The organism is Shimia sp., from assembly GCF_049116215.1.
Taxonomy (GTDB): domain Bacteria; phylum Pseudomonadota; class Alphaproteobacteria; order Rhodobacterales; family Rhodobacteraceae; genus Shimia.
In genome coordinates this window covers 434,718-461,163 of the sequence record NZ_JAGDZB010000002.1, presented here as the reverse complement: position 1 = coordinate 461,163, position 26,446 = coordinate 434,718, and the positions used below count along the sequence as shown (strand labels likewise).

The following is a 26,446-nucleotide window of genomic DNA, read 5'->3' as shown; positions in this document are numbered from 1 at the left end:
GCTGTTCCATTCACCGAGGGTTACACGCCAGCCGGGTTCGCGCACCAGCTGGCAAGGCGCAGTTTTTGCGCAGTTCTTAGAAGTCTTCCCAGTCTTCACTGGCGGTGTCTTGCACCTGTGTTGATTGGTTTACGGCTGCTTTTGCCGGCTTCGGTCGCGGTTTGGCTGCTTGAACGGCCTTGGGGCTGGGCTTGGCGGTCGCAGTTTTCTTGACCTTGGCTTTGTTCACCTTGGCATCTTTGGCCGCGTCATCGTCCCATTCTTTGGTTTTAGCAACGTCTGCAACTGGTTTGGCGGGGGCTGGCTTCGCAGATTTTGGCGCCGGTTTGGCCGCCGCTGGTGCCTTTTTTGGCGCCGGTTTTGGTGCCGCAGGGGTCGAGGCAGCGACGACGTCCGCTTCGCTCAACTTAAAGGCTTTTAGGGCCTGAGACATATTGGCAGCCTCGTCCGACAAGCTGCGGCTGGCGGCTGAAGACTCTTCGATCATGGCTGCGTTGCGCTGTGTCACTCGGTCCAGTTCGGTCACGCTCTCTTTGATTTCGCGCAGGTTGTCCGCTTGGTCGCGGGACCCTGTGGCAATTTGCGAAACCAGATCAGAGGCGTGATTCACACCGGTTATGATTTCCTGAAGCGCGTCGCCGGCCTTGTTGACCAACTCGCTGCCTTTGGTGACCTGTTCACCGGAGGTCATGATCAGCTCTTTGATTTCGTTGGCGGATTCAGATGCGCGTTGCGCAAGGGCGCGGACCTCGGAGGCGACAACCGCAAACCCACGACCTGCTTCGCCGGCACGGGCGGCTTCGACACCGGCGTTAAGAGCCAGCAGGTTGGTTTGGAAGGCGATGTCATCAATCACACCGATGATGGCGGTGATCTTGTCAGAGCTCTGCTCAATGTTGCGCATGGCTTCAACGGTCAGTTCCACCACTTCGCCACCGGACTGCGCCTGTTGACGGTTCTGGGTGATACGCTTGTTGGCCTCAGCAGCGTGATCTGCCGTCTGTTCAACAGAGGTGCTCAGGGTTTCGATGGCCGCTGCGGACTCTTCGAGGGTCACAGCCTGTGCCTCAGACCGCTTGGATTGATCCACAACGCTTTCGGAAATTTCCTGGGCACTGGAGCGCACGGTTTCGGCGGTGCGGGTCACTGTGGAGAGGACAGATTTGAGATTGGTGAGGACCTCGTTGAAGTCTTTGCAGATCTGCTGGGAGTTTTCGCCCAGATTAGAGAACTCGGTCACGTCGATGGGACGATCCACACGGCCATCGGCAATTTCGGACAGACCTTCGGCAAGGCGGGCAAACAGGCGCTGGCGTTGTTTGTCCTGCTCGGCACGCACTGCGCGGTCACGTTCTTCCTGATCCAGTTGGGTGCGGAATTTCTCCAGACGTTTGGCCATGGCGCCAATTTCATCGTCCCGATCCAGACAGGGCACTTGGTGGTCAAAATCATGGTCGGCAATGGCGTCCATGGCTTTGCCAAGGCTCAATACCGGGCGCGTTACGACGCGGCCAACCAGCATCACAATCAGGCCCAGGGCCATCGCGGCTGCGAGAGAGGAGCCAATCGCGCCTTTGACAAATTCCTGGAGGGCTTCCTGGCGAATGGAGGACACATCGGCGGCCACTTGCAGCGAGCCAACAGGGGCACGACCCGCCTGTGCGATAGGCATATGCGCGGCATAAATGGCCCCGTCGATCGCATGGGCGCTGGGTTTGTCTTCGGTCACGGCAGCTGCAACAGTACCCAGTGCTTGGGTGATGCCGTCTGCGCGGGCTTCGGCCGTGTCATAGGAGTAGATCACTGTTCCGTCTGAGGAATGTACGCTTACGGCGGTGATATTCGCATCTTGCTCCAAGAAACGGTCAGTCGTGGCTTTCAGGCGGTCCACGTCTTGAAACTGGGCAGCGGCGACCAATTGCGTGCTGAACAATTCTGTAAGCAGGTCGTAGCGCTCCATTGCTTGCGCTTCAGCTTCGGCGGTGCGGGCGTTGTATTGGGAAAATTGTGAGAGACCAACGGCCAGGAGAGCGCAGGCGGCAATGGCAACTGCCAATTTGGTTTTGATGCTCATCCGCGAGAAGCGGGCTTTCATTTTTGGGAAAACTGGCATGGTGTTTCCTGTTGTTTTTATAGAGCTAATGGGAGCGGCAAAATGTTTGGGAGGGAAGCAGCTCCTTAAAGGGAGCTGCCTTTTTGAGTGACTTGCGACGCCTTGGCGGATAGGTCGGCCAGGTGGCGATCGGTGTTGTCATGGAAGTTTTCCAGACGAGCGATGATGCCGTCCAAACCACTGTCCACGTCACGCATACGGCCGCTTTCGACCTTGCAAAGCAGTTTCACAACGTCGAGACCGTTGATCCGGCGCCGCAGGCTGCGGCAGATGTCCGGGATGGATTTGCCGATGGAGGAAATCTCGATCAAGCGGGAACGGCTGCGCTGTTGCATGCGTTCGTGGTGCTCTTTGAGAAGATTGGCGCCATCGGTTTCCTTGTCTTCTGGCTGGACGTTATCGTAGGCTTCGCCAAGCAACTGTGCAATCTGCATGGACCAGCGCCCGTGGGATACGGCACTGTACATTTGCACCAGCGAGCCGTTTTCCGGATCGTGCAGGCGTCCAACAAGCCCGTGCATTTCTTTGGCCATCGCATCATAGTTTTGCGAGATGGTGCCAAGAGCGGCCCCGGCCCCTTCGAGGCGGCCTGCCAAAATGCGCAGGTTTACAGGTTCGCCACGGACGCGCTCAAAGCCTTGCTCGATGCTGTTCACCAAGTCCTGCATGTCGGAGATGATTTCCGCGAGCTCATCCATCAAGGAGAAACTGTTTACCAAATTGGGCTCGATGATGTTGCGGTTTTTGAATTCGAGGTTCAGTGCCTCGATGCCGTAAGCTTCCAGCGTTGGGTAGCCGGCCTCTTTGATCATCTCGAGCAAACGGGCGCCGCTTTGTTCCGGCGTCAGGTTTTTGTCTTTCTCTTCCTGCAGAAGGGAGACGTACATTTCTTTGGTGGTTTCAAACAACTCCGTACCGGGGCGGATACGCGCCGACAAAAAACCGTTTTCGGTCTGAGTGACCACTGCCAATACCCAGTAGTAACCGCCGGATTTGGTTTTGTTTTTCACATAGGTGCAAATTGGTTGCCCAGCCTTCAGGCACTCCCACATCAGATAGAAAACCCCTTTCGGCATGTCCGGATGGCGCATGATTTTATGCGGGGCATTGATGAGCTCTTCCAGAGAGTAGCCGCCAACTTCGACAAATTTGTCGTTGGCAAATTGGATCACGCCACGCGGATCGGTTGCCGACGTGATGATACTCTCGTTGGCAAACCGCACCTCAGTTGCGGAGCTGTCTGCGCTGGCGCTGCTGATCTTGGTCATGGCATTCATGGGTCTATTCCAGTGTCACTGTGGCTGAGCGAGTGTGGCTCAGAAGAGGTTTACGTTGCCTGCATCAGGCGAGATTGCGCGGGCTTTTTCCGCATCGGAGAGGCGAGATTTCAAGTAGTCCAAACGGACGCTGTTGGAGAGATCCTGCACATTGAGATCCGGACCAGCGCCAATCATGGACGACATATTTCCAAGCAATACCGCGATGTCATCCAGATGCTGGAACAGCGCGTCTACGCGCTGTAGATCCCTTATTTTGTTGTGATCGACGCCTTCCAGATCCAGTTCACTGGTCAACCCGTCCAGCGCATGTGCGATGGAGGCCAGGTCAGCCACGTCCTCGGAAATGGTTGTTAGTACGTCTGCGGTTGAGCGCGTTGTCATATGTAGTCCCCCATGGGAGCCTCCCTTACAGAGGCCCCACCACCTTCTCGATGCAGGCTTTCAGCTGTGCGGTTTCGAACGGCTTCTTAATGAAGTTGTTCATGCCCAGCTTGACGCCCTTGTTGATTGTGTCCGGATCTGCGCGTCCTGTGATCAGGATAAAGCCGGTGCGTGCCGTCGCTTTATTGCCGCGGATGCCTTCCAGAAGCTGGAGGCCGTCCATGCCGGGCATGTTGAAATCGGACAGGATCAAGTGCACCGGTTTCGCCGCCAGGCTACGCCAGGCTTGAGCACCGTCGTTTTCGGTGCGGTAATTGACGATCCCGATCTCATCGAGTGCCTGTGTGATGAGTCCTCGGCTGGTGGACATGTCGTCCACAACCAGAATGTGCAGCTTATCTTTCAAGCTCATTTTGAATTCCCCATGTGCAAGGTTGCATCAGCGCTTCTGCGGCCAATGCTGGAGGTGTCTATTGAGAAAACGCCCCGTCCGGCTGTGTGAAACAGGTCGGCGTGTTCCGGACCAATTCCTTCGGAATGACCCAAGAATAGAAGGCCGTCCGGGCAGAGCTGCTCGCCAAATCTGCGCCAGAGGCGGCTTTGTGTTGGTGCATCAAAGTAGATGGCGACGTTGCGACACATGATGATGTCGAACTGGCCTTTGAATGGCCAGTCGCCATGAAGATTGAGGCGCCGGAAGCTGATCAGTTCGCGGGCTTTGTCGCAAACAGACTTCCGATCGTTGGACCCTTCAAAATCCTCAAAATACTTGGTTCCCTGTCCATTGGGCAGGGTGTTGACTGAGGATGCGGGGTAGATGCCGCGCTTGGCAGACGCCAAGATTTCAGGGTCGATGTCTGATGCCAGGATTTTTACATCCAGGGAAGGGGCCTCCGGGCAGGCATCCAATACGTGGAACGCCAGGCCATAAGGTTCTTCCCCGCTGGAACAGCCAGCTGACCAAATCCGAACCCGCTTGCCGCGACGTGCCTGGGCCATAAGGTCCGGCAGCACATCATTAGCCAACTGTTCGAAGTGATGCCCTTCGCGGTTGAAGCGCGTCATGTTGGTTGTGTAGGCGCTGATAAAGCGGGTTTGTTCATCCCGCCCTTGAGGCGAGTGCATATAGTCAATGTAGTCGTTGACTGTCTCATAGCCTGTGGCACGGAGGCGCTTGGAGAGGCGGGAGGCGACCATCGTCCGCTTGTGCGGCTGAAGATCGATTCCCATCCACTCGCGCACCAGACCAGCAATGGCGGCAAAGTCCGCATCACTGATTGTGCCTTCTTCAAGGGATTTTTGCGCCATCTGGGTCATGCTGCTGACAATGCTTCCTGTGGCATAATCTGGTGAACATCGATTGCACGCACGATAGTGTCGTCCAGAGTGTAGACCCCGCGAATGAACGCAGCAGTCTTGGAGGAGGACACTTCCGGTGTGGCTTTTATCTCGTCGGTGTTCACCGTGATGATGTTGGACACGGCGTCCACCAGGAAGCCAACGCTCTTCTCATCGATGTGTGCGATGATGATGACGTGGCGGCTTTCCGGGATGGTTTTGCCCAGGCCAAGGCGCATCGACAAATCGATCACCGGCAGCACAGCGCCACGCAGGTTCATCATGCCAACCACATAATCCGGCGCATGTGGCAGGGTGGTGGTGTTGGTCCAGCCGCGAATTTCGAGCACGTGGCCGATGTCCAGGCAGAAGGCCTGTTCGCCAATGGCGAAGGACACGATTTCAATGCGTTCGTCGGTCTGTTCTTGAGTTGCTTGTTCAGACATAAGAGTTCACCTCTGCCAAATCGGACCCCTTAAGCAGTCCTGGGTTGCCGTTACCCGGCGATGGGATCATTTGATCCGTGTCGACGATCAGGGCGATCTTGCCGTTGCCAAGGATGGTTGCGGCGGCGATGCCCGGAATGGATTGATAGTTTTGCTCCAGACCTTTGATCACCACTTCGCGTTGCTCGACGATGCCGTCCACCGCTAGGGCGGAGCGCCGACCGGATTCCCCTTCGATCAGAAGGAGCGACTGATTGCTGAAGTCCGGCAGTGGCGAGCGGAAGCCAAGCGCTTCGCCCAGATCCACAATCGGGAGCATCGAGTCGTTTACCGAAAGCCCACGGTCACCATCACAGAAGTCGTGAATGTTGGCCTGACCAGGCTGAAGCGTTTCGCGCAGCGCAACGGTTGGAACCACCAGGCTTTCGCCGGCCACTTCGATCAACATACCTTCCATCACCGCAAGTGTGAGTGGCAGGGAGATGGTGATCGTCGTGCCTTTGCCTGGCTCAGACATCAGGTTGATCCGTCCGCCAAGCGCCTGAATTTCGGAGCGCACAACGTCCATACCAACACCGCGACCGGAGAGTTGAGAGATCTCATCTGCGGTTGAGAAACCTGGACGGAACAACAAGTTGTCGATGTCGCTGTCGGTCAGATCATCCTCAGGACGGATTAGACCTTTTTCCTCAGCCTTTTGACGCACTTTGGGACGGTTTACACCAGCACCATCGTCCGACAAAGAGATCACAACACGGCCGGAGCGGTGTGCCGCTTCGAGCTTGATTGTGCCCATCTCAGGTTTGCCCGCGGCCACGCGATCCTCAGGTTTTTCAAGGCCGTGATCGACCGAGTTCCGGATCATGTGGGTCAGAGGTTCCACCAGACGTTCGGTCACAGTTTTGTCGACCTCGGTGGCCTCCCCAACCATCACCAAACGAGAAGATTTACCAGCCTGACGAGAAGATTCCCGTACAATCCGGCTCATCCGCTGGAACAGGCCGCGCACAGGCTGTGCGCGAATGGCCATCACGCTCTCTTGCAGAACGCCGGATAGGGTTTTCAGCTGACCAATGGCTTCGCTGACGGCGCTGTTGGCCGACACGGGGAGCTCATTCATCGACTGGCGCAACATGGCTTCACTGATCACAAGCTCACCAACCAAGTTGATCAGGCGGTCTACGCGGTTCAGGTCGACACGAATGGTGCTGTTGCGCGGTTCAGAGGACTTTTTTCCGCCGTCTCCGCCTTTGGCCTCCTGCTTTTCAGCTTTGGGAGCTTTGGCAGGTGTTGGCTTGGCTGGTGCTTTGGCCGCAGGAGCAGCAGCAACCGGCGCGGCTTCTTCGGCGGGCGCAGGAGCTTCCGCGATGGGAGTGGCGTTCTCTTCCGCTGCGGTTTCCACAACAGTTTCAGAGATGTGTAGGGTGCATTGTCCTTCCACGAACTCAAAGATTTCGCGGATGGCGCTTTCGTCGATGCCGTCGTCCGGGCGCAAGGTTAGCGTCCAGGAGATTGCCGCGGGCGCATCCTTAAGGCTTTCCAGAGCGGCCACTTCGGAGCGGTCAGCTTCGATCGACAATTCACCCATTTCACCCAGGGCACGGAACAGCAGGGCTGGATCGTGGCCTCGTGTGTAGAGCACTGGATCGGCTTTGAACTTCACCACAAAGTGCGTCGCACCTTCGGGCGCGTCATCGCCACCACCAAGAGAGGGCAGGCCCGGCAGATCGCCAATGCCGCCGTCGTCGTCGCCACCCAGATCGAGGCTGAAGTCCATGGCCTGAACTTCAAAGTCGTCTGAACTGACTTCGTTGGCGTCTTCGTCATCGTCACCACCAACGCCGCCATTGGCATTTTGTGTGGTCTGTTTCAGCTCTGCCAAAACAGCCGCGCCGTCAGAGTCGGGCAGGTCGTTGTCGTCACGGGCCGCGTCCACAAGATCACTCAGGTGGTCAAAACCGGAGAACATCAGAGCGGTTATGGTGCCGTCTACTTCCAGCTTGTTGGAACGCAGGTCATCCAGCACGTTTTCGAATGCGTGGGCAAATTTAATAAGGCGATCAAGGCCAAAAGCCCCGGCGCCGCCTTTGATGGAATGCACGGAGCGGAACATCGCGTTGATGGTTTCCGCATCCGAGGTCTCGTTCTGGAGATCTTCCAGACCGGTGGACAACACTTCAAGAAGGTCGTCGCATTCCTCAAAGAACATGTCACGAAGATCGGACATAATTCAATTCCTTTCAGACAACCAGACGATTGATGACTGCAACCAGTTTTTCGGCGTCAAATGGTTTGACGATCCAGCCGGTTGCGCCAGCTGTACGGGCACGTTGTTTCAGTTCTTCACCGCTTTCCGTGGTCAGCACGAGAATTGGTAGAGAGGCGCATTCCGGGCGTTCGCGGACGCCTTCGATCATGCCAAAGCCATCTAGGCGCGGCATGTTGATGTCGGTGATGACCAGATCGGGGTCGGACCCACCAAGTTTGTCCAGCCCGTCGATGCCGTCCTCGGCCAGATCAACATCAAAGCCTGCATCGGTCAGTGCGGTTTGAATCATCGCGCGCATGGTGCGGGAGTCATCAACTGCAAGAATCTTCGTCGTCATGCGGAGCCCCTTTCAAGAAGACAGTCATGGGGCAGGCCGAGCCGCTCCATACCTTTAAGAAAATCGTCAGATGGTTGTTTCAGTTCAAATGGCAGTTCACGTGCGGCCCATTCGGCGCGCGTGGCCAAAAGCAGTTCCGCGCCAGCGCCCCCAAGGAACTCAACATGATGCGCATCCAGCGCCAGCGGTTGACCACGGGAGGCCTCGATAGCGAGGCGCAACTCTGTGCAATGTGCGTAATCCAACTGCTGCGGCAGCGCGATGCAGTCGGCCTGTGATGATGTGTTTTGTGTGTTCATGGGTCTGGTTCAATACCGTTTTCGGACTGGCTGATTGAAGGCAACGTAAGCTGGCAGCTCTTAACACCGCGTTACTCTGAAAATTCTTCTGGTATTGGTGCCCGGTTGGGCGGCGTGAGGCAGGGTTTCGGGGGGGAGGTGGTCGCGAAGACAGGCTTCTAAGTGGTTGGAGATAGGCCATTTTGCCGTGAAAAGGGTTTCTGTGGAGAAGGCATTGCTACGCTGCTGCCATAGGTTGTGTGGGATGTTGTGGCGTGGTTTGGGCGCGCGCGTAGTGGGGACTGGCGCGCTGCAAAAAGCCCTCGGAATCGGCGATTCCAAGGGCCTACAAGAACCAGATTGTCGCAGCGCGCGGCTGGAACGGCTTTATTGGGACGTCAGTTGTTTGAGCAGTCTGGCGAAGGTGTCGACGCCCTGCGCACCGGAGGTAGCTTGTTTACCACCAAAGACCATCGTTGGCACACCGGTCACGCCCCGTGAGGTCCAGAACTGTTCTTTCTGTCGCACCATCTCGGCATGGCGTTGGTCTTTCAAAACCTCTCGCGCCTCTTCAGGGGGCAAGCCAATCGAAGTGGCAACATCAACCAGAACCTCCGGATCACTCACGTCCTTCCCTTGGGTGAAATAAGCGTCAAACAGTGCCAGTTTTAACGCCTGCGCTTGTCCGGTTTCTGAGGCCCAATGCAGGAGCTGATGTGCCGCGAAGGTGTTGTAGATGCGACTGTCGTCGGTCCAATGAAAATCAAAGTCCAGATCCGCGCCCACCTTCATGAGCCGGTCACGTGCATCTTTGGATTGCTCCGCCGTGCTGCCATATTTGCGCATGATGTGGTCGCGCAGGTTCTCACCTTCCGCTTCCATGTCTGGGTTGAGTTCGAAAGGGTGCCAATAAGTTTCGATGGCAACGCCGGTTTCTTCTGCGGCCTGTTTGAGTTGACGGTAGCCAACGATGCACCAGGGGCAGACGACGTCAGAAACGATATCTACGCGGATTGGATCTTGGGCCATTTAGGCGCTCCTGTGAAAGGTCAGGTTGCCAAAATGGGGGGAGGTGGGCGCAGGTGCAAGCGGCTGTGCCGTACGGTCACGGCAATGTGCCCAGCCAAAGCCAAACTGTGAGCACAGAGAGCGCGGTGCCAATCAGTACGGTGGAGGCGGCCACCCGCATGGCGCGGCCATACATATTGGCGAAGAGGTAGGCGTTGATGCCGGGGGCCATGGAGGCCGTCACAATGGCGGAGCGCATGTTTTCGGCGGAAATGGCGCTTAGTGTGCCAAAGGCAAAGGTTAGGGCCGGGTGCAGGCCCAGAGAGACGGCACAACAAAAGAGGATGGTGCGCATGTCGCCTTCGGGGCGGTAGCGGTAGAGCACGCCACCGATGCCAAACAGCGCGGCAGGCAGGGCTGAGCCAGCCAGAAGATTGACCGCGTGCATCGCCGGTTCGGGCACCGAAATGTTGCCGAGGTTGACCACAAAGCCAAGACCGATGCCGATGATCAACGCGTTGGAGAACATCGCCTTGAGCACGGTGGGTACAATTTTGGCTTTGGAACTGTGCCGTGCGCGCATGATCTCCATGGTGGCAATGCCAAGGCCATAGCAGAACGGCGCGTGGATTGAGATTATGGCGTAGTTGCCGGTCAGGCTGTCGGCTCCGTAGGCGCGCTCCATGATGGCGAGACCCAGCAAGAGCGAGTTGGAAAACAGGCAGACAAAGCCAATGGCCGTGGCGTCTTCCCAATCGCGGCCAAACAGGAATTTGGCGCCCAACATGCCGGTGAGAAAGCAAAGGAAGGCGGCACCGTAGAAGCTGCCCAGCAGGATGAGATTGTATTCTGCGGCCAAATCCAGGTTGGAGATGGCGCGGAAGAGCAGGACTGGCACGGCAAAGTTGGTGGCGTAACGCATCAACCCGTCGACGTTTTGTTGGCTGAACAACCCGCGCCATGCGGCTAGATAGCCAAAACCGATGATGAAAAAGACCGGCAGGATCACAGAAATAAGAGTTTGCATCTGTGTCGTGTCCTGCTGTGTGACCTGTGCTTACAGGTCGTAGGTGATTTTCATCCCGTCAAACGCGGGGGTGATATGGTCTGGTGTCTCGCCATCCACCACAGTGTGATCGAGGTCGATGTGCATATTGGTCAGCACGGCGCGCTTTGGTTTGAGCTTGGCAATCCACTCCAGCGCTTGATCGAGATGTGCGTGGGTGGGGTGCGGAGACCGGCGCAGCGCGTCGATGATAAAGCACTTCATATCCGCAAGTTGTGGCCAGGCGGCGTCATAGATTTCTGCCACATCCGGCATATACACGACGTCGTTCACGCGGAAGGCCAACGCGTCGATGCTGCCGTGGTTCACTTTGATCGGTGTGAAGGTGATATCGCCACCAGCGCCGGAGATGGTGAAATCTTTGTCGTCAATGGTGTGCAGGTCCAGGATCGGCGGGTAAGGGCTGTCTTTGGGCTGTACAAAGGCGTAGCCAAAGCGGCTGAGCAGATCGTTTTGGGTGGCACCATCGGCCCAGACCGGGATGCGATTGCGCATGTTGTAGACCACCATGCGCAGGTCATCGATGCCATGTACGTGATCCGCGTGGCTGTGGGTGTAAACAACCGCATTCAGCGCACCGGTGTTGGAGGACAACAGTTGATCGCGCATGTCCGGCGAGGTGTCGACCAGCACCGTGGTTTTGCCGTCAGCGGTTTCGCGTTCAATCAGCAAAGAGCAACGGCGGCGGCGGTTTTTGGGATTGGTGGGATCACAATCCCCCCAATGGCCGCCAATGCGTGGCACGCCACCTGAACTGCCGCAGCCCAGAATGGTGAAGGTCAGCTTGGCGCTCATGCAGCGGCCGCCGTGCTGGCCGCTTTGGAAAACAGACGCTCAAAATTCAGTTGGGTCTGAGCGGCGAAGTCGGCGTAGTCCATACCAAAGACCTCAGCGCCCACACGGGCGGTTTTTTCAACGTAAGATGGCTCGTTGCGTTTGCCGCGGTAGGGCGGGGGCGCAAGGTAAGGCGCGTCGGTTTCTACCAGCACGCGGTCTACCGGTGCGGCGGCAAAGATGTCGCGCACTTCTTGGGACCGTGGGAAGGCGGCGATGCCGGACATGGACAGGTAAAACCCCAAATCCAGCATTTTCTTGGCCAGTTCTGCTCCGGAGCTGTAGCAGTGCATGACACAGCCATAGGCGCCTTTGTCGAATTCTTCCGTCAGGATCTGCGCCATGTCTTCATCTGCGTCACGGCTGTGAATGATCAGCGGCAGACCGGTTTCCCGGGCGGCTTCACAATGGATACGTAGAGATGTCTGCTGCACTTCTTTGCTGTCGGCGGTGTAGTGGTAATCCAACCCGGTTTCGCCAATGCCAACAAACTTGGGGTGCTGCGCTAAGGCGATCAGTTCATCCACGGTGGCCAGCGGCTCTTCGGCGGCGCTCATCGGGTGGGTGCCAGCGGCGTAGAACACAGGCGCGTGAGCCTCGGCAATCGCGCGCACAGAGGGCTCATTGCGCAGGCGGGTGCAGATGGTCACCATGCGGGTCACTCCCACCTCCGCCGCGCGGGAGATGAACTCATCCAGCTTGCCGTCAAAATCCGGGAAATCGAGGTGGCAATGGCTGTCGGTGATCTGTGGATAGTCAGTCATGAGGCGCTCAGGCGGTTGAGGTTTGATGGATCTTGAAAACCGTATCCAGCACAAGCGCGGCAGGGTCAAGGTTCACCGCCTTGCCGTGGTGGGTGCGATCGGAAATTTCCTGTGCAGCGGCAGCCCAGGCGCGGGCCTTTTGGGCGTGGGGTGCAAGCCGTGTCAGCACCTGCGTCTCATTGGGGGCCACCTCGACGGCGGGCGGTTGGCCCAAGGCACCGGTGCGGGCCAGACGCATGAGGAAAAGGTCGATCAGTGTGAGCAACAGCTCAAAACGATCCGCATTTGCGGGGCCAACGGCCGCGTTGGAGAGGTTGATGGCGCGTTGCCGGTCAAAGCCTTGATCGGTGGCAAAAAGAGAGATCAGTTCGGCATAGAGCGCCAGGCCGTCGCTTTGCAGAATGCGCAGGGCTTCCCCCACAGATCCAGCCGCCAGTTCGGCGAGGGCAGGGGACTCGGCGGCTTCAAACCCCGCTTGAGTGAGGGCGTTGTGCATGTCGTCCGGTGTCAGCGGATGTAGGCGCAGCTCGCGGCAGCGCGAGCGGATGGTGGGCAACAGGCGCGATGGCTGATGTGAGATCAGCATCATCGTGGTGCGCTCCGGTGGTTCCTCAAGCATTTTTAGGAGCGCGTTGGCGGCGTTCACGTTCATCTCATCCGCGCTGTCGACAATCACCACGCGGCGGCCGCCATCGGCAGAGGACATGGTCAGGAAGTGGGTCAAGCCACGCACGTCATCCACCACAATCTTGTCGCGCAGCTTGCCGGTTTTTTCGTTCACGGAACGCGTGATGCTGAACATGCCCGGCTCAGAGCGTGCCAAGAGGCGGTGGGCCACGGGATGATCGGGCGCAACATCAAGGCTGGTGTGGGGCACGGGGTCGCCAAACAGGCCAGCCCCATCGTCCAGCGGTGTGGCCAGCAAAAAACGGGCCATGCGCCAGGCCAGCGTGGCTTTGCCTACGCCTATCGGGCCGGTGATCAGCCAGCCGTGGTGCAGACGGTGCGAGTTGACTGCGGTGAGAAAATCCTGTTCGGCAGAAGCTTGACCAAACAGCACTTCGGTTTCCCGAGGATGCGGAGCGCCGGTGACGCGGTCTGCCTCTGGGACTGTGTCGTCGCTCACGCGCTGGCCTCGATGTGTTGCGTGACTGTCGCGTAAACTGCATCAGACACGCTGTCCATGTCCTGTGCACCGTCGATCACGCGGAAGCGGTCCGCAAATTCGCGGGACAGGTCCAGGAATCCTTTGCGCATTTGGTCCTGAAGCGCTTGACCAAAGTCTTCAAACCGCTCTTCAGCGGTTTGGCGGGATTTGGCACGGGACAGGCCGGTGGCCGGGTCCATGTCGATCAGCACTGTCAGGTCAGGCTCGCGGCCAATCATCAGACTGTGCAATTGGTCGACAATCCCACGGAGATCGCCACGCGAAAGTCCCTGGTACATGCGGGTGCTGTCAGCAAAGCGGTCACAGATGACAATTTTGCCCGCGGCCACAGCAGGCAGAATGGTGCGTTCCAGATGGTCACGCCGCGCCGCCGTGAACAGTAGGATTTCGGTTTCTGCCGACCAGCGGTCTGGGTCCCCTTCGAGCACAAGCGCCCTGATTTCCTCTGCGCCAACAGAGCCACCGGGTTCGCGGGTCAACACCACGTCACGCCCATCGGCGCGCAGGCGTTCTGCGAGGCGTTTTGCTTGGGTGGATTTTCCGGAACCGTCGATGCCTTCAAACGTGATGAAGTGTCCGCTCACGATGCACCTGCGAGATTGAGGCCAAATTGCTGCATCAGAATGCCAGTGGCAGTGCGCAGGCGAATGCCAAAGCCACCTTCAGGCACGTCCGCTTCCGCCACCAGCGGAATGCGCATTTCAGGCAGGTCTTCCGGCATTAATACAAGTTCGGCCAGCGATTGGCCCTTGGTGATCGGAGCCTCAATGGGGCCGTTGTAAATCACCTCAGCTTTGACTTTGTTTTTGGCCAGAACCGGCAACAGCACTTCGATGTCGCTTTCCGGGACCAAGCCCACACGGGCGGTTTTGCCCATCCAGACGTCCGCCTCGGCCACGCGCTCGCCTTCGCGGGCCAATGTGGCCTCAGAGAATTGGCGGAACGACCAGTTTACGATTTGCTCAGACACTTCCGCGCGTTCAGCGGCGGTTTGCAGCCCGGAAAAAGCAAAGATCACACGGCGGTTTCCTTGTTTAGCAGAGCCAACAAGACCGTAGCCTGCCTCAGACGTATGGCCGGTTTTCAGTCCATCCGCGCCAATGTTCAGTTTGAGAAGTGGGTTGCGGTTTTGCGTGTTCTGCGGTGCGCGCCCGTCAAATTGAAACTCCCGTTCTGCAAACATCGGATAAAACTCGGGGAAGTCAGAGATCAGGTGGTTTGCCAAGAGTGCCAGGTCCCGCATGCTCATGCGATGGCCCGGTGCGGGCCAGCCGTTGGAGTTGGCAAATGTCGAATTGGTCATGCCCATTTGTCGTGCGCGACGGGTCATCAGGCGGGCGAAGCCAGCCTCAGTCCCGTCGGGGCTCAGGGTCTCGGCAATCACCGCGCAGGCGTCATTGCCCGACAGGACAATGATGCCACGCAGCAGGTCTTGCACTGCCACGCGGTCCGTGGTGTCCAAAAACATGGTGGAGCCGCCGTAGTTCATCGCATGTTGCGACACTGGCAGCTTTTCGGTCATTTGGAGGCGCCCATCGCGCACGGCTTCAAACGCCATATAAAGCGTCATCAGCTTGGACATGGAAGCCGGCGGCAAGGCTTCGTCGGCATTTTTTGCCAACAGCACCGTGCCAGTGGATTGGTCCATCACAAAGGCGGCGCGGGCTTTGGTTTCAAAGGCGCTGGCAGAGCTGGCCGCGACCGTCAATCCAATCGCTGCCACACAGGCGTGGAACATGGATTTGAACATGGCAGAAGCCTCCGTCAGTTGGTCACCGCATAGGCATCAGTGAAGCCAATGCCATGCACTTTCTTGGTCATTGATTTGAGAGCCGACTTGCTGGAGGCCGGGCCAACCAGCACGCGGTAGAAGGTTTTATCACCCGAGGTGGTTTTCTTGGTCAAGGCTGGCAGACCCGCGCTCTTCATCTGTGCGGCGGCGCCGTCAGCGTTGGACTTCACCGAGAAAATCCCGATCTGCACATAAGGCTTGGACAGCGAGGACGACTGCGGCTTGGGTGCCACTTCGGATTGCGCGGCTGGTGCCGGTGCCGGGGCGGTTTGCTTGGATTCGGCGGCGGCGATGGCAGCGGTGGCAGCGGCGATTGGCTCCAGCGGGGTCTCTTCGACCTGCGCGGTTTCGGTCACTTCCACGGTCGCCTCGCCATCTGTCGGGGCCTCTTCCGCAACTTCTTCGCGACGCAGGGCGGTGATGTTCAGCTCCACTGGCGCACCGGCCAACATGCCGAGGGCTGCGGCCGCGTCAGAGGATACCTGAATGCGCGGGCCGGGAATGTCGCGTTCGCGCCGGAACAGCGCCCCGATCACAAATTTGCCGTTGGCCTGGTTGCGGATGATCACGCGTTCTGGATCCCCAACATCAGGGTGGGCGGCCCAGACGCCACCCAACGACGGACGCCCGTCCCAGAGGCCCGCTTCGGAGGTGGAGAATACTTCTGGTGCTTCGACGTCACGTTCAACAAGTTTAGTGGTCTGTCCGGCCACCGGTGCCGTGGCTTCGGTGGCCGCGGGTTTGTTCAGAAAGTTGTAGTCTTCGCTATCAGTGCAGCCTGTGAGGGCCATGCCACACATCACAAAAACAATGGGCGCCGCGCGGCGCGGAAAATGAAAGTTTGCGCCTGAAAATAAGGTCATACTGTGCCCTTTGCCTGCTCGTATTCTGTCGCACCAAGTGCCGCTGTTTTCTGTCCCCAAAGAGGCGCAGCAGCGGTCAATTGCGCGGAGTGTAACCCGCGTTGGGTTTTAAGGAAAGTGCGGCGGACAAGAAGTGTCGGAATTCCGCCACTCTTTCTGCTTGAACCACGCTTAGAGTGGTATTAGGGATGGCGCGTCGGAGAAGTGGCAGAGTGGTCGAATGCACCGGTCTTGAAAACCGACGAGGGTTAACGCCCTCCGTGGGTTCGAATCCCACCTTCTCCGCCATCTTGCGTTTTTGTTCGGTTTGAATTGGCTGCTTTGAGCGGCCATTTTTATTTGTTTTCGAGGTTTTAAGTGTCTTTGCCGTTTTGGTTGAATTTCTTTCGATGATACCCGTATCGTTTCTTTGGGTGGTATGAAATGTGGTATATTAGATGACACTTTCAGGAAAGTTGACGAAAAAAACTGGTCGAGAATCTCGGCGCTGGGCGGCATGGCGATGGCAACGGCTTGTACCTGGTCGTTGACCCCTCGGGCGCGAGACGCTGGATCGTACGAGTGGTGGTCAAAGGGCAAAAGAACAAGAAGGGAGCGCCACTTAGGACTGACTTTGGATTGGGTGGCGCGGATATTGTCACGCTGAACCAAGCACGAGCGCGCGCGTTGGAATATCGACGCATGGCTAAACAGGGGCTTAACCCACGTTTCAATGGACGACAGGAAGTGCCGACTTTTGAAGAGGTGGCGGAGCAGGTCCATATTGATAGCATGCCGACCTGGAAGAACGCCAAACATGGGGCGCAGTGGATTAACACGCTACGCGACTATGCCTTTCCAAAAATTGGGCGCATGCCTGTCGACAGCATTGATCAGCCCGAAGTGATGATGTGCCTATCACCGATTTGGACCGACAAGCATGAAACGGCACGACGTTTGTCGCAGCGGATAAAGATCGTATTGGATGTGGCAAAGTCGAGAGGGTTTCGGTCTGGTGAGAACCCCGTGACTGCCATCAAGGATGCGCAAGTGTTGCCTAAGGTGAAAGCTAAACCAAAGCACCATATGGCAATGCGCTGGCAAGACGTGCCTGACTTCTATGCCATTCTAAAGACTAAGAATGCTATGTCTGCCAAGGCCTTAATGTTTACTTGCCTAACAGGATCAAGAACCGGTGAAGTTTTGGGGCTACGGTGGGCTGAGTTGGATTTTGAACAGCGCCTTTGGACCTGCCCCGCAGAGCGGATGAAAACAGGAGAGGAACACCGCGTCCCGCTGACAGTTGCGACCCTGGCCATCATAGAGCCGCTGAAGGCCATGCAATCCGAATTTGTATTTGAGGGGCAGAAACGCCATCAACCGCTTTCTAATATGTCGATGCTCATGCTTTTGCGTCGCATGAAGGTCGAGGGGGTAACCGTGCATGGGTTTCGGCCCACATTCCGCGACTGGGCAGCAGAGGAAGCCAATGCGCCGCGAGAAGTGGCCGAAAAGAGCCTCGCCCATTCAGTAGGCTCAGAAGTTGAACGGGTTTATGCACGTTCCGATCTCTTGGAGAAGCGCCGTGCGTTAATGCAAATGTGGTCTCAATACGTAACATCCCGGTGAAAATACGCAATTGGCTCAATGCGGTCATGGAACCCAATGTGGAAAACTGAGGTATGAAAATTTAAACACTCATCCGAAGCGCATGTCATGTGCCAGTTCGACACGGTTTTTGAGGGTGTAGCTGGCGAGTGTTGCGGGCAGTCATGGGGTTGTTACGGTGGTTTCGCCGCCTTTTGAATTGTTCCCCAAGGTGTCCCAGTTGGTATGACGATCACAAAAAAAAACGATCACGATGCAAGACACCTGCAGCGTGACTTAAGTAGATGTATCAGCCGTTGAACAGGTGTGGATTGCGGAATCTCCCAAATCGCAAAATCCGCGCTTAAAACCACTCCACTTCACTGAAATCGACCAGGGCAGTGTGATCTCTGCCAAAAGCCACAATCGCAACGGAGGTAACGGTATCCGCCCGCGGGGTCTTTCGGAGGAAACTGCCGGATGGTTTGAAGGCGCTGAAGGGCAGTTGGACGTCGGTCCAATCCAGGGAGGTGGCGAACTGCGCCTGATAGTATTGCCAAGGCAAACGCGTGCCTTTGGTGCGCAGGTGTATAAAATAGGCGCCTCCGTTGCCGCGTACTTTTAGCTGCACACCTTTGGCATTGTCGGGCAATCGGTTGGACAGTGTGCGGCGCACTTGGATGAAGCCGCCATTATTGTCGGTACTCACTTCGCCCGACAGCCGCACAAAGGCGCCTGAGGCATCGCGCTCAAACGTGGCGTCGCCGGTTGACACGCCCCCCATGACGTTGTCAGCAAAATACGTCCAACGCGTGGAAGGATTGGCGTCGAAGGTTTCAAACATCTCCTCTGCCTTTGTTGCCTCAGTGCCCAGGGCGACAAGCAAGCCAGTGACGATCAGAGTACGCCATTTCATCTTGTGTCACTCCTTCAGTTCAATACCGCTATCGACAGGTTCAGCAGTGTGGCAAAACTCACCCAAGCGAGATAAGGGATGAACGCAACCGCAGAGAGACGATCCCAGCCCCAGGTGCCGCGGATGAAAAACACAATGGTGATCCATAGCGCAGCGATCACAGCAAGCGCCAACCAGGGCACTTTCAGCACAAAGAAAGCCGGGGACCAGAGGAAGTTCAAGATCAATTGCGTCCACCAAAGGGACATCTGTGAGCCGTGCGCACGCGCTTCAAATTGACGCCAGCCTGCCATCGCAATGAGCACGTAAGGGACTGTCCATACCGGCGCAAAAATCCAATTGGGAGGATTGAACGGAGGTTTGTTCAAACCCGCATACCACGCCCCCGGCGCGGTCAACGTGCCGATCAGAATGCCGCCCCCCATTACAAGGAACAGAAAAGCGAGGCGGATGGTCCATTTGGTCACGTGCTGTTGCTTCCTTCGGTGATTGTTTGCGACCCGCTCAACAAGAAAGACCGGATACAGATGCTGTTGCGTCTGAGCCAAACAGGGCGGTTTGTGGGCCTGCATCCCCCACCAACCGCACCATCGCGCCAGAGATTTCGGAGCCGGTCACCGTTATCTCACGCGCACCAAGAGTGTCGTCCACATCGATTGTAAACGCGATGCTTGCACCAGGGCTTAGTGACGACACGGTCAAGTCCACTGTGTTCTGGCCGTCGACAATTGTTGGCATGGAGGTGAACGCACCCTGTCCGGCGACGATCTCAAAGGGTTGAAACACCTCTACGCCGGCACCGCGATCGGTCACGTCAAAAATGAGGGCGCCTTGCGATGTGGACAGATCCAGCGTGATGGTGCTGGCGGGCAGTGCGCAGGCCCCTTGGTTTTTGATTTCGAAGCGGTCTTTGGGGGCGCCCTCGATGAAGCGCACACTGAGCTCCGCGTGACCGGCAGCCACAAGCAAAGGCAGGGCAAGTGCGGCATGAGCTAGGTGCTTTAGGCGAAACATATTGTGGTCCTCTCTGTCTACGGTTTGCTTTGGTTACGCCCTGTGGCTGGGAGGAGATCAGTTTTACAGCCAGGGAAGTCGTCTGACCGGCGTAATCTTACGTATTTCCAACAAACCGATGTTTTGGAGATTATGGTGCAAATCGTTTGGTTCAAGCGTGATTTACGGGTGCAGGATCATCGGGTGTTGACCAATGCGGCGCAACGCGGGCCTGTTTTGCCGTTGTTTGTGGTGGAACCTGACTTCTGGCGGCAAGACGACGCGTCCTCCCGGCAATGGGGCTTTGCCGCCTAGACCTTAAAGGAATTGCGCGCGGACCTTGCAGATTTGGGCCAGCCATTGGTTGTGCGCATAGGCACTGCGGTGGAGGTGCTCAAGGGCCTGCATAAAACCGTGGGCGTGGACGCCCTTTGGTCGCATGAGGAAACGGGCAACGGCTGGACCTATGCGCGGGACAAAATGGTGGGCGATTGGTGTGCGCGGCAGGGTGTGCCTTGGCACGAGTACCCACAGCACGGGGTGCAAAGACGTATGGCTTCGCGCAACGGATGGGCTGGGAAATGGGATGCGTTTATGGCGGAGCCAATTGCCCAAGCGCCTGCTCTGGCACCGGTCGACATTAATCTGGGCCCGATACCAACAGCGGCGGACCTCTCGCTTGTGCCCGATAGTATCCAGCGCCGACAGGTGGGAGGTCGCACAAAGGCACAGGGCTTGCTGTCGTCCTTTTTAACACACCGAGGCCAAACCTACCGCCGAGACATGTCTTCGCCGCTCACGGGCGCGAAAGCCTGCTCCCGCCTGTCGCCCCACCTGGCTTGGGGGAGCTTGTCCATGCGGGAGGTCGCCCAAGCCACTTGGGCACGTCAAAGGGAAAGGAAAAAGCAAGGTGGACGCGACGGGTGGGGCGGCGCGTTGTCGTCCTTTTCCGGTCGGTTGCATTGGCATTGTCACTTTATCCAAAAACTCGAGGACGCGCCGCGCATTGAGTTTGTAAACCTGCATCGCGGCTATGATGGCATTCGCCCCTCCGCCCCAGATGCGGAGCGATTGGCGGCATGGGCGCGGGGCGAAACGGGTTTGCCGTTTGTCGATGCCTGTATGCGGTCGTTGCGCGCGACGGGCTGGTTGAATTTCCGCATGCGCGCCATGGTCATGGCGGTGGCGAGCTATCACCTGTGGCTGCATTGGAGGGCGCCGGGATTGGTATTGGCACGGCTGTTCACGGACTATGAGCCGGGCATTCATTGGAGCCAGGTGCAAATGCAATCCGGCACAACGGGCATCAATACTGTGCGCATCTACAATCCGGTGAAGCAGGGCATGGATCAGGACCCGACGGGCGCGTTTACCCGGCGTTGGGTGCCGGAACTGGCCAAGATCGACGATCGCTTTCTGCACGAGCCGTGGAAGGCTGAGAACGCGCGCGATGTGTTGGGACGGGCCTATCCTTTGCCTATTGTGGACCACCTGAGCGCGGCGCGCGACGCGCGGGAGCGTATCTGGGCGGTGCGCAAAGGAGACGCGTTTCGCCAAGAGGCGCAGGGGATAGTGGCCAAACACGCAAGCCGGAAAACCTCACGCAAGCGTTCGCGCAAAGAGGGGACGTCCAAACAACTTGATTTGCCGCTGTAACAGGACCTCCCAATGAAGATGCGCAAAAAATCTGATCTGCCGAGCAAGATCTGTGTGCGATGTCAGCGGCCATTCAGCTGGCGTAAGAAATGGGCCAAGGTGTGGGATGAGGTACGCTATTGCTCCGAACGCTGTCGGCGTGGGGGCTAAGACAACCCGTCAAGCACCGCTGCTGCGCTGCTGCGGTAGGCGTGCTGCTTTTCCTCGCTCATGCGGTCCCACGTGCGATAGGCATGGCCAAGCCGCGGATTGCCGCGAAGTTTGTCTTCGTTGCGGATCAGGAAGTCCCAATACAGCGGGTTGAACGGGCAAGCGTCGGGGCCGGTTTTTTGCTTCACGTCATAGCGGCAGGTCTGACAGTGATCAGACATTTTGTTGATATAGTTGCCGCTCGCCGCGTAGGGCTTGGAGGCCAGCAAGCCGCCATCGGCAAATTGGCTCATGCCAATCACATTGGGCGCTTCGACCCATTCATATGCATCGGCATAGACCGCCAAATACCACTCATGCACCTCATGTGGATCAATGCCCGCCAGCATGGCAAAGTTGCCGGTGACCATAAGCCGTTGGATGTGATGCGCATAGGCATGGTCGCGGGTTTGGGAGATTGCAGCGGCTATGCAAGCCATGTCCGTCTGCGCGGTCCAGTAGAAGGCAGGCAGTGGGCGTTTTGCGTCGAAAAAATTGGAGTGTGTGTAGCCCGGCATCTTCAGCCAGTAGATGCCGCGCACATATTCACGCCAGCCGATGATCTGGCGTATGTAGCCTTCGACCGCGTTGAGGGGCGCATCACCATCGTAATAGGCGCGCTCTACACGTCGGCAGATTTCCAACGGATCAAGCAATCCAGCGTTCAGGTATTGGGCCAAAACTGAGTGATAGAGGAACGGTTCGTTGGTCAACATGGCGTCCTGGTAGTCGCCAAAGTGGGGCAGGGCGGATTGCACAAAATGCTCCAGCGCCAGGAGGGCGTCCTCTCGCGTGACCGCCAGCCAGAACGGCTCAAGTGATCCAAAGTTATTGGCAAACCGCGTTGCGACAAGTTCCAAAACGTCTTCGGTGATCGCGTCACATGCGACTTGCCGTGGCTGCGGCATAAACAAATCGCCTTTGGCCGGCTTGCGGTTCTCCGCGTCATAATTCCATTTGCCGCCTTCCGGCGCGTCCCCGTTCATCAGCAGGCCAGTTTTGCGGCGCATCTCGCGGTAGAAATACTCCATGCGCAGCTGCTTGCGCCCCTGCGCCCAAGTTTGAAACTCCGCGTGGGAGCAGACAAACCGCGTGTCCTCCCGCATGTCCAAAGCGACGCCATTTTGCGCGACCCAGTCCAGCAAGGCGTGTTTTAGGCAATACTCTCCGGGCTCTGTCATCACCACTTGCGAGAGGCCGAATGTGGCCAGTTCCTGGCTCAGCTGGTCGGGGAGGGTGCCCTTGTTGTCTCTATCGTCCAGTTGCACAAAACGGACAGTCCACCCCTCACGTCGAAGAAGATCTACATGGTGCCGCATGGCGGAAAACAAAAATGCGATTTTCTTTTTGTGGTGGGGCACATAGCTGGCTTCCGCCGCCACCTCCGCCATCAGGATCACATCGCGGTCTTTTCTGGCGTCGCGTAGTGCGGAAAGGGTCAGGGACAGTTGATCGCCCAACACAAGGATAAGCCGCCCTGACGCGTGCGCGGGTGTTTGGATCGTCATAAGTAAAAACCAGCGCTCAGTTCAAAAGGGCTTCGATTTTCGAGGTCACCGCTTCAGACATCGGTTTGGTCTGGGAAGAAAATTTCGCAACCACTGCGCCGTCAGGGCCAATCAGGACCTTGCTGAAATTCCAGCGCGGCGCATAGCCGGCTTCCTCACGCAGCGACACAAATAGGGGGTGCGCGGTTTTACCTTTGACCGAGGTGATCCCCGTCATCGGCATGTCGATGCCATATTGCAGCTCGCAAAACTCTTTGACCTCTGCGTTTGTGCCCAGCTCCTGTTTGAAGTCATCCGAGGGCACCGCGAGCACCACCAACCCTTGATCACGGAAGGTGTTATAAAGGTTCTGCAGTCCGCGGTATTGTTTGGTGAAGGCGCATTGCGAAGCCGTGTTCACCACCAAAACCGGCTGGCCTGCCCACTCAGAAACCGCAAGTGTGCCGCCGTCTATCGAGACAAACTTGGCTGACAAATCCAACGCGAAAGCGGCCCCTGCCGTGGACAGCGTACAAATCAAAGCAGTTAGGAACTTCATTTCGACCCTCCGTTTCTCCGAATACGGTACAGTGGGCGTCTTGGATGTCCTTTTGATGCTACGCGAGACGTGCCTAACGGATCACGCTTTTAAGCCATAAAACCTTGCGGCGTTGTCCCCAAACACGGCGGCGTGCCAATCGTTGGGGACCAGCGTCTCCATGGCTGCGAACAACGTGGTATAGTTGGAATAGAGGCTGTCGACCGGGAAGTTTGAGCCAAACATCACGCGGTCCTGGCCAAATTGGTTCAGGCAGGCTTGTACAATCGGCGCGATGCTTTGCTGCGTCCACTGATGGTCAAACATGCCAAGGCCTGAGAGCTTGCAGGATACGTTGGGCAGGGCGGAAAGAAGCTCCAACTCTTTCGCCCAATCTTCCAAGCCGCGGGCACTGCGATCGTGCGGGGACCCGGCATGACAGAGAGCAACCTGTAGGTTAGGCACTTGCGCCAACACACGGGCGGTGTCTTCCATCAGCTCCGGGATCAGTTGCAAGTCAAAGCGCCCGCCACGCCCTGCAACCTCCTTCAAGCCAGCTAAAAAACGCGGGTTTTCAAGCAAAGCGTTGGTGCCGGTCACAGCATCTTCGCCCGGAGCGCGGCCAACAATCTGGCGCACGCCGCGCAAAGTGGAGAGGTTTTGCAGCCGGTCGAGGTCCCTTGCTAGCGTGGCTGCAGTGAGGTCGCAAAACGCGACTTGAACCAAAGGCCAATGCGGGTTTGCCTCTGCCACCTCCTGCACCCAGAGCGCCTCTTGCAGCGGATCTTCCGCACCCACTTGAATGTGAACAGACCCTGAAATGCCATGCTGCTTCGCTTCACCGCTGAATTCTTCCAGCAGGTAGTTGCGCTGAATCGGGGCTGGGTCACCAAAGAACCGTGCAACCCCTTGCGCCATTAGCCAGGGGTAATGTACCGCGGAGAGATCCCAGAGGTGGTGATGTGCGTCGATCCTCATGTGCGGGGCACCTCCGCCATGCGGGCCAGAATATCGACGCCCTGCTGTTTCCAGAAGTGCAGTAGGTCAATGAAGATCCAGTTTTCGGCCAACTTGTCTCCGTCGCGGCGATAGATGTCGATCACGCGGAACTCACCAGGCTTGCCGGTCGCGGGCATGCCCATGAAGCCGCCAGTTGGGGTAGCGGTAAAGTTGGGCCAGCCAAAGAAGCCGCCGAAGTGCCCTTCGGCCATGCGGCAGATGTGGGTGGTTTTGGAGCGATCGGTGAAGCCGGCGCGGAAGGGGCCGGAGTGCTGCTTGGCGTAGCGCGGGATGGTGTAGGTTGCGCCAATGCCGGCCGGACCCCACCAGATCATATCCTCATGCCAGGTGCGGCGCAGTTCGTCCTCTAGGCTCAACCCGCTGTTCCATTGGCCGAGGTCGGTGATCATCGCGTTGATCGCTGCGAGGGTTTTTTCACCGGTCTCGGGCGGCTGCGGTGTGAACATCAGGCCGTCATGCGTTATCGGGCCTGGTTGCACTAGGTGTGCGGCTGTCTGTGGTGGAAACGGTTGTAGCCCCGCTTGCATCATCAGATGCGGAATATCGAAATACATCGCGGTTTCTGTCACTTGGCCGTTCTCAACCTTGTTGAACTCACAATAGCGTAGGAAGGCCATTTTGCCCGTGGGCGCGATGCGAAGCCAGGGCGCGTCAAACAGGCCCATCAGATGGCCCATGGACACCACCCATGTGGAGTCAAAGCCGTCCATCTCGTTTTTGCCCGCCATAAACACATCCTGGCGGCGTTGCAGGTGGGTGAGGGAAGTTTTGAGCGGTGTCCAAAACCGGTCCGCCACAGCCTCGGGCCCATGGATTTCATCAAACGGATGGTAGCCGCGCCAGATATGATTCGGCGCATAGTGATGTTTGAGGGCCGCTTTCGCTGCCCCAGGTGAGGCAGTATCCAGATCTCTATAGAGCTCTGTTATTATACGTTTTTCGTCTGTGAGGTCAGTCATGGTTTGGGTCGCTTTGCATACGTTTGCAAAAAAGTCTTGCCGAATTCCTAATCTCAAGTCTACCCTTTATGCATACGTATGCAAAATGCATGTGACATCGGACGGGGGACCACATGGCCGAAATTCAGCTGCGCAATGTAGGCAAGCGCTGGGGCAGTTTTGTCGGGGTCGACAATTTTGATCTGACGATTGCGGATCAGGAGTTTCTGGTACTGCTTGGCCCCTCAGGCTGCGGCAAGACCACAACCATGCGCATGATTGCCGGCTTGGAAGACGCCAGCGAAGGCGACATCCTGATTGATGGTAAAAAGGTCAACGATCTTGAGCCCAAAGATCGCGATGTGGCGATGGTGTTCCAGTCTTACGCGCTCTACCCGAATATGAATGTTTATGAGAACATCCGCTTCCCGCTGAAGGTGCGGGGGATTGATCCGGCGACACATGACGAAAAGGTGCGCCGCGCCTCTGCGATGGTTGAATTGGACGAATTCCTGCACCGCAAACCTGCGGAACTCTCCGGTGGACAGCGGCAGCGTGTGGCTTTGGCCCGTGCAATCGTGCGCGAACCCAATGTGTTCCTGATGGACGAGCCGCTTTCTAACCTTGACGCCAAGCTGCGGGTTTCCACCCGTGCCCAGATCAAAAACCTGAGCCACGAGCTTTCGGTCACCACCATCTACGTGACCCACGATCAGATCGAGGCCATGACATTGGCGGATCGGGTTGTGGTGATGAAAAAAGGCGTGGTGCAGCAGGTTGGTAGTCCGACAGAGATTTACGACGCGCCGGCCAACACATTTGTGGCGAGCTTCATTGGCAACCCGGCAATGAACCTGATGAGCGGCCGGATGGAAGGCGGCACATTTGTTGCCGAGAACGTGCGGGTCGAAGGACTGTCCGCGCCGGACGGTCCTGTGACCTTGGGCTTCCGCGCTGAGGATGCGGGCCTTGGGGACGCAGGCCACCATGAAATCACCGCACCGATCTACACACTCGAGCTGCTTGGGGACGCCACCATGGTGACAGTCCGCATTGGCGGCGAGTTGGTCGCTGTGCGCGCACCCAAAGATTATCGCTCACAGATTGGCGACACGGTGTCTTTGTCCGTGCCGGCCGACATCTGCCACCTGTTTGACGCCGAAACCGGCGCGAGAATTGAGGCCTGACGGCTTCACACCAACAACC

The 26,446-nt window shown here is 57.5% G+C and carries 28 protein-coding genes, 1 tRNA gene and 1 pseudogene; 6 read left to right on the top strand and 24 right to left on the bottom strand.

Annotation, left to right across the window (positions count from 1 at the left end):
* Positions 1-76 precede the first annotated feature (76 nt).
* The 17 genes from JXR15_RS07890 to JXR15_RS07810 all read right to left on the bottom strand — a co-directional run bounded on the left by JXR15_RS07890 (position 77) and on the right by JXR15_RS07810 (position 15,937).
* Positions 77-2,113, bottom strand: coding sequence for a methyl-accepting chemotaxis protein (locus JXR15_RS07890; protein WP_422052682.1), 2,037 nt, complete (start codon positions 2,111-2,113; stop codon positions 77-79).
* A gap of 65 nt (positions 2,114-2,178) precedes the next feature.
* Entirely contained in the window at positions 2,179-3,390 is a 1,212-nt protein-coding gene (locus JXR15_RS07885; protein ID WP_422052681.1) for a PAS domain-containing protein, read from the bottom strand.
* A 39-nt stretch (positions 3,391-3,429) separates the two neighbouring features.
* A complete protein-coding gene (locus JXR15_RS07880; protein ID WP_422052680.1) occupies positions 3,430-3,774 on the bottom strand; it encodes a hypothetical protein in 345 nt (114 codons plus the stop codon).
* 25 nt (positions 3,775-3,799) lie between these two features.
* The gene (locus JXR15_RS07875; protein ID WP_299426332.1) at positions 3,800-4,186 is read right to left on the bottom strand and encodes a response regulator; all 387 of its coding nucleotides are present in this window, start codon (positions 4,184-4,186) and stop codon (positions 3,800-3,802) included.
* The gene (locus JXR15_RS07870; protein ID WP_422052679.1) at positions 4,183-5,091 is read right to left on the bottom strand and encodes a CheR family methyltransferase; all 909 of its coding nucleotides are present in this window, start codon (positions 5,089-5,091) and stop codon (positions 4,183-4,185) included. The genes JXR15_RS07875 and JXR15_RS07870 overlap by 4 nt, the downstream gene beginning before the upstream one ends.
* Complete coding sequence (locus tag JXR15_RS07865) at positions 5,088-5,558, bottom strand: chemotaxis protein CheW (protein ID WP_299426337.1); 471 nt, start codon at positions 5,556-5,558, stop codon at positions 5,088-5,090. The genes JXR15_RS07870 and JXR15_RS07865 overlap by 4 nt, the downstream gene beginning before the upstream one ends.
* Entirely contained in the window at positions 5,551-7,785 is a 2,235-nt protein-coding gene (locus tag JXR15_RS07860) for a chemotaxis protein CheA (RefSeq protein WP_422052678.1), read from the bottom strand. The genes JXR15_RS07865 and JXR15_RS07860 overlap by 8 nt, the downstream gene beginning before the upstream one ends.
* 13 nt (positions 7,786-7,798) lie before the next feature.
* Positions 7,799-8,164 carry a response regulator gene (locus JXR15_RS07855; protein ID WP_164646190.1) on the bottom strand — a complete coding sequence of 122 codons (366 nt, stop codon included), beginning with the start codon at positions 8,162-8,164 and terminating at the stop codon, positions 7,799-7,801.
* Complete coding sequence (locus JXR15_RS07850; RefSeq protein ID WP_422052677.1) at positions 8,161-8,463, bottom strand: STAS domain-containing protein; 303 nt, start codon at positions 8,461-8,463, stop codon at positions 8,161-8,163. The genes JXR15_RS07855 and JXR15_RS07850 overlap by 4 nt, the downstream gene beginning before the upstream one ends.
* Before the next feature lie 366 nt (positions 8,464-8,829).
* Positions 8,830-9,471 carry a DsbA family oxidoreductase gene (locus JXR15_RS07845; RefSeq protein WP_422052676.1) on the bottom strand — a complete coding sequence of 214 codons (642 nt, stop codon included), beginning with the start codon at positions 9,469-9,471 and terminating at the stop codon, positions 8,830-8,832.
* A gap of 76 nt (positions 9,472-9,547) precedes the next feature.
* Positions 9,548-10,477 (bottom strand): AEC family transporter, encoded by a 930-nt coding sequence (locus tag JXR15_RS07840; protein WP_422052675.1) that lies wholly within the window; start codon positions 10,475-10,477, stop codon positions 9,548-9,550.
* A gap of 30 nt (positions 10,478-10,507) precedes the next feature.
* Positions 10,508-11,311, bottom strand: a complete 804-nt coding sequence (locus JXR15_RS07835) for an MBL fold metallo-hydrolase (RefSeq protein WP_422052674.1) — start codon at positions 11,309-11,311, stop codon at positions 10,508-10,510.
* Positions 11,308-12,114, bottom strand: coding sequence for a TatD family hydrolase (locus tag JXR15_RS07830; RefSeq protein ID WP_422052673.1), 807 nt, complete (start codon positions 12,112-12,114; stop codon positions 11,308-11,310). The genes JXR15_RS07835 and JXR15_RS07830 overlap by 4 nt, the downstream gene beginning before the upstream one ends.
* Positions 12,115-12,121: 7 nt before the next feature.
* Positions 12,122-13,240, bottom strand: a complete 1,119-nt coding sequence (locus tag JXR15_RS07825) for a DNA polymerase III subunit delta' (protein ID WP_422052672.1) — start codon at positions 13,238-13,240, stop codon at positions 12,122-12,124.
* The gene (tmk, locus tag JXR15_RS07820) at positions 13,237-13,866 is read right to left on the bottom strand and encodes a dTMP kinase (RefSeq protein ID WP_422052671.1); all 630 of its coding nucleotides are present in this window, start codon (positions 13,864-13,866) and stop codon (positions 13,237-13,239) included. Before tmk ends, JXR15_RS07825 begins: the two co-directional genes overlap by 4 nt.
* Positions 13,863-15,032, bottom strand: coding sequence for a D-alanyl-D-alanine carboxypeptidase family protein (locus JXR15_RS07815; RefSeq protein ID WP_422052670.1), 1,170 nt, complete (start codon positions 15,030-15,032; stop codon positions 13,863-13,865). The genes tmk and JXR15_RS07815 overlap by 4 nt, the downstream gene beginning before the upstream one ends.
* 14 nt (positions 15,033-15,046) lie before the next feature.
* The gene (locus JXR15_RS07810) at positions 15,047-15,937 is read right to left on the bottom strand and encodes an SPOR domain-containing protein (RefSeq protein WP_422052669.1); all 891 of its coding nucleotides are present in this window, start codon (positions 15,935-15,937) and stop codon (positions 15,047-15,049) included.
* A gap of 198 nt (positions 15,938-16,135) precedes the next feature.
* Here JXR15_RS07810 and JXR15_RS07805 point away from each other — a divergent pair.
* A tRNA-Ser gene (locus tag JXR15_RS07805) sits at positions 16,136-16,225 on the top strand.
* A gap of 225 nt (positions 16,226-16,450) precedes the next feature.
* A complete protein-coding gene (locus JXR15_RS07800) occupies positions 16,451-17,545 on the top strand; it encodes a tyrosine-type recombinase/integrase (RefSeq protein ID WP_422052668.1) in 1,095 nt (364 codons plus the stop codon).
* Between the two features lie 322 nt (positions 17,546-17,867).
* On the opposite strand, the gene JXR15_RS07795 is transcribed toward JXR15_RS07800, so the two are convergent.
* From JXR15_RS07795 to JXR15_RS07785, 3 genes are read right to left on the bottom strand one after another with little or no spacing between them, the layout of a single operon-like run.
* A complete protein-coding gene (locus JXR15_RS07795) occupies positions 17,868-18,419 on the bottom strand; it encodes a CIA30 family protein (RefSeq protein WP_422052667.1) in 552 nt (183 codons plus the stop codon).
* A 14-nt stretch (positions 18,420-18,433) separates the two neighbouring features.
* Entirely contained in the window at positions 18,434-18,886 is a 453-nt protein-coding gene (locus JXR15_RS07790; protein ID WP_422052666.1) for a TspO/MBR family protein, read from the bottom strand.
* Between the two features lie 37 nt (positions 18,887-18,923).
* A complete protein-coding gene (locus JXR15_RS07785; RefSeq protein ID WP_422052665.1) occupies positions 18,924-19,433 on the bottom strand; it encodes an aggregation factor core in 510 nt (169 codons plus the stop codon).
* Between the two features lie 132 nt (positions 19,434-19,565).
* Between JXR15_RS07785 and JXR15_RS07780 the strand changes: the two are divergent.
* The 3 genes and pseudogenes from JXR15_RS07780 to JXR15_RS07770 all read left to right on the top strand — a co-directional run.
* Positions 19,566-19,937 (top strand): annotated as a pseudogene (locus JXR15_RS07780) (deoxyribodipyrimidine photo-lyase); the annotation flags it as partial.
* A 27-nt stretch (positions 19,938-19,964) separates the two neighbouring features.
* Positions 19,965-21,068 carry an FAD-binding domain-containing protein gene (locus tag JXR15_RS07775; RefSeq protein WP_422052819.1) on the top strand — a complete coding sequence of 368 codons (1,104 nt, stop codon included), beginning with the start codon at positions 19,965-19,967 and terminating at the stop codon, positions 21,066-21,068.
* A 12-nt stretch (positions 21,069-21,080) separates the two neighbouring features.
* Positions 21,081-21,218, top strand: coding sequence for a DUF2256 domain-containing protein (locus JXR15_RS07770; RefSeq protein ID WP_422052664.1), 138 nt, complete (start codon positions 21,081-21,083; stop codon positions 21,216-21,218).
* On the opposite strand, the gene JXR15_RS07765 is transcribed toward JXR15_RS07770, so the two are convergent.
* From JXR15_RS07765 to JXR15_RS07750, 4 genes are all read right to left on the bottom strand, one after another.
* Positions 21,215-22,765 (bottom strand): cryptochrome/photolyase family protein, encoded by a 1,551-nt coding sequence (locus JXR15_RS07765; protein ID WP_422052663.1) that lies wholly within the window; start codon positions 22,763-22,765, stop codon positions 21,215-21,217. The two genes, JXR15_RS07770 and JXR15_RS07765, sit on opposite strands and share 4 nt — an antisense overlap.
* A 16-nt stretch (positions 22,766-22,781) precedes the next feature.
* Entirely contained in the window at positions 22,782-23,303 is a 522-nt protein-coding gene (locus JXR15_RS07760) for a glutathione peroxidase (RefSeq protein ID WP_422052662.1), read from the bottom strand.
* Between the two features lie 81 nt (positions 23,304-23,384).
* Positions 23,385-24,260: an amidohydrolase family protein gene (locus JXR15_RS07755; protein WP_422052661.1), complete on the bottom strand. Its 876-nt coding sequence runs from the start codon at positions 24,258-24,260 to the stop codon at positions 23,385-23,387.
* The gene (locus JXR15_RS07750; protein ID WP_422052660.1) at positions 24,257-25,261 is read right to left on the bottom strand and encodes an ester cyclase; all 1,005 of its coding nucleotides are present in this window, start codon (positions 25,259-25,261) and stop codon (positions 24,257-24,259) included. The genes JXR15_RS07755 and JXR15_RS07750 overlap by 4 nt, the downstream gene beginning before the upstream one ends.
* Before the next feature lie 113 nt (positions 25,262-25,374).
* Here JXR15_RS07750 and JXR15_RS07745 point away from each other — a divergent pair, with 113 nt between their 5' ends.
* Entirely contained in the window at positions 25,375-26,427 is a 1,053-nt protein-coding gene (locus tag JXR15_RS07745) for an ABC transporter ATP-binding protein (RefSeq protein ID WP_422052659.1), read from the top strand.
* Positions 26,428-26,446 lie beyond the last annotated feature (19 nt).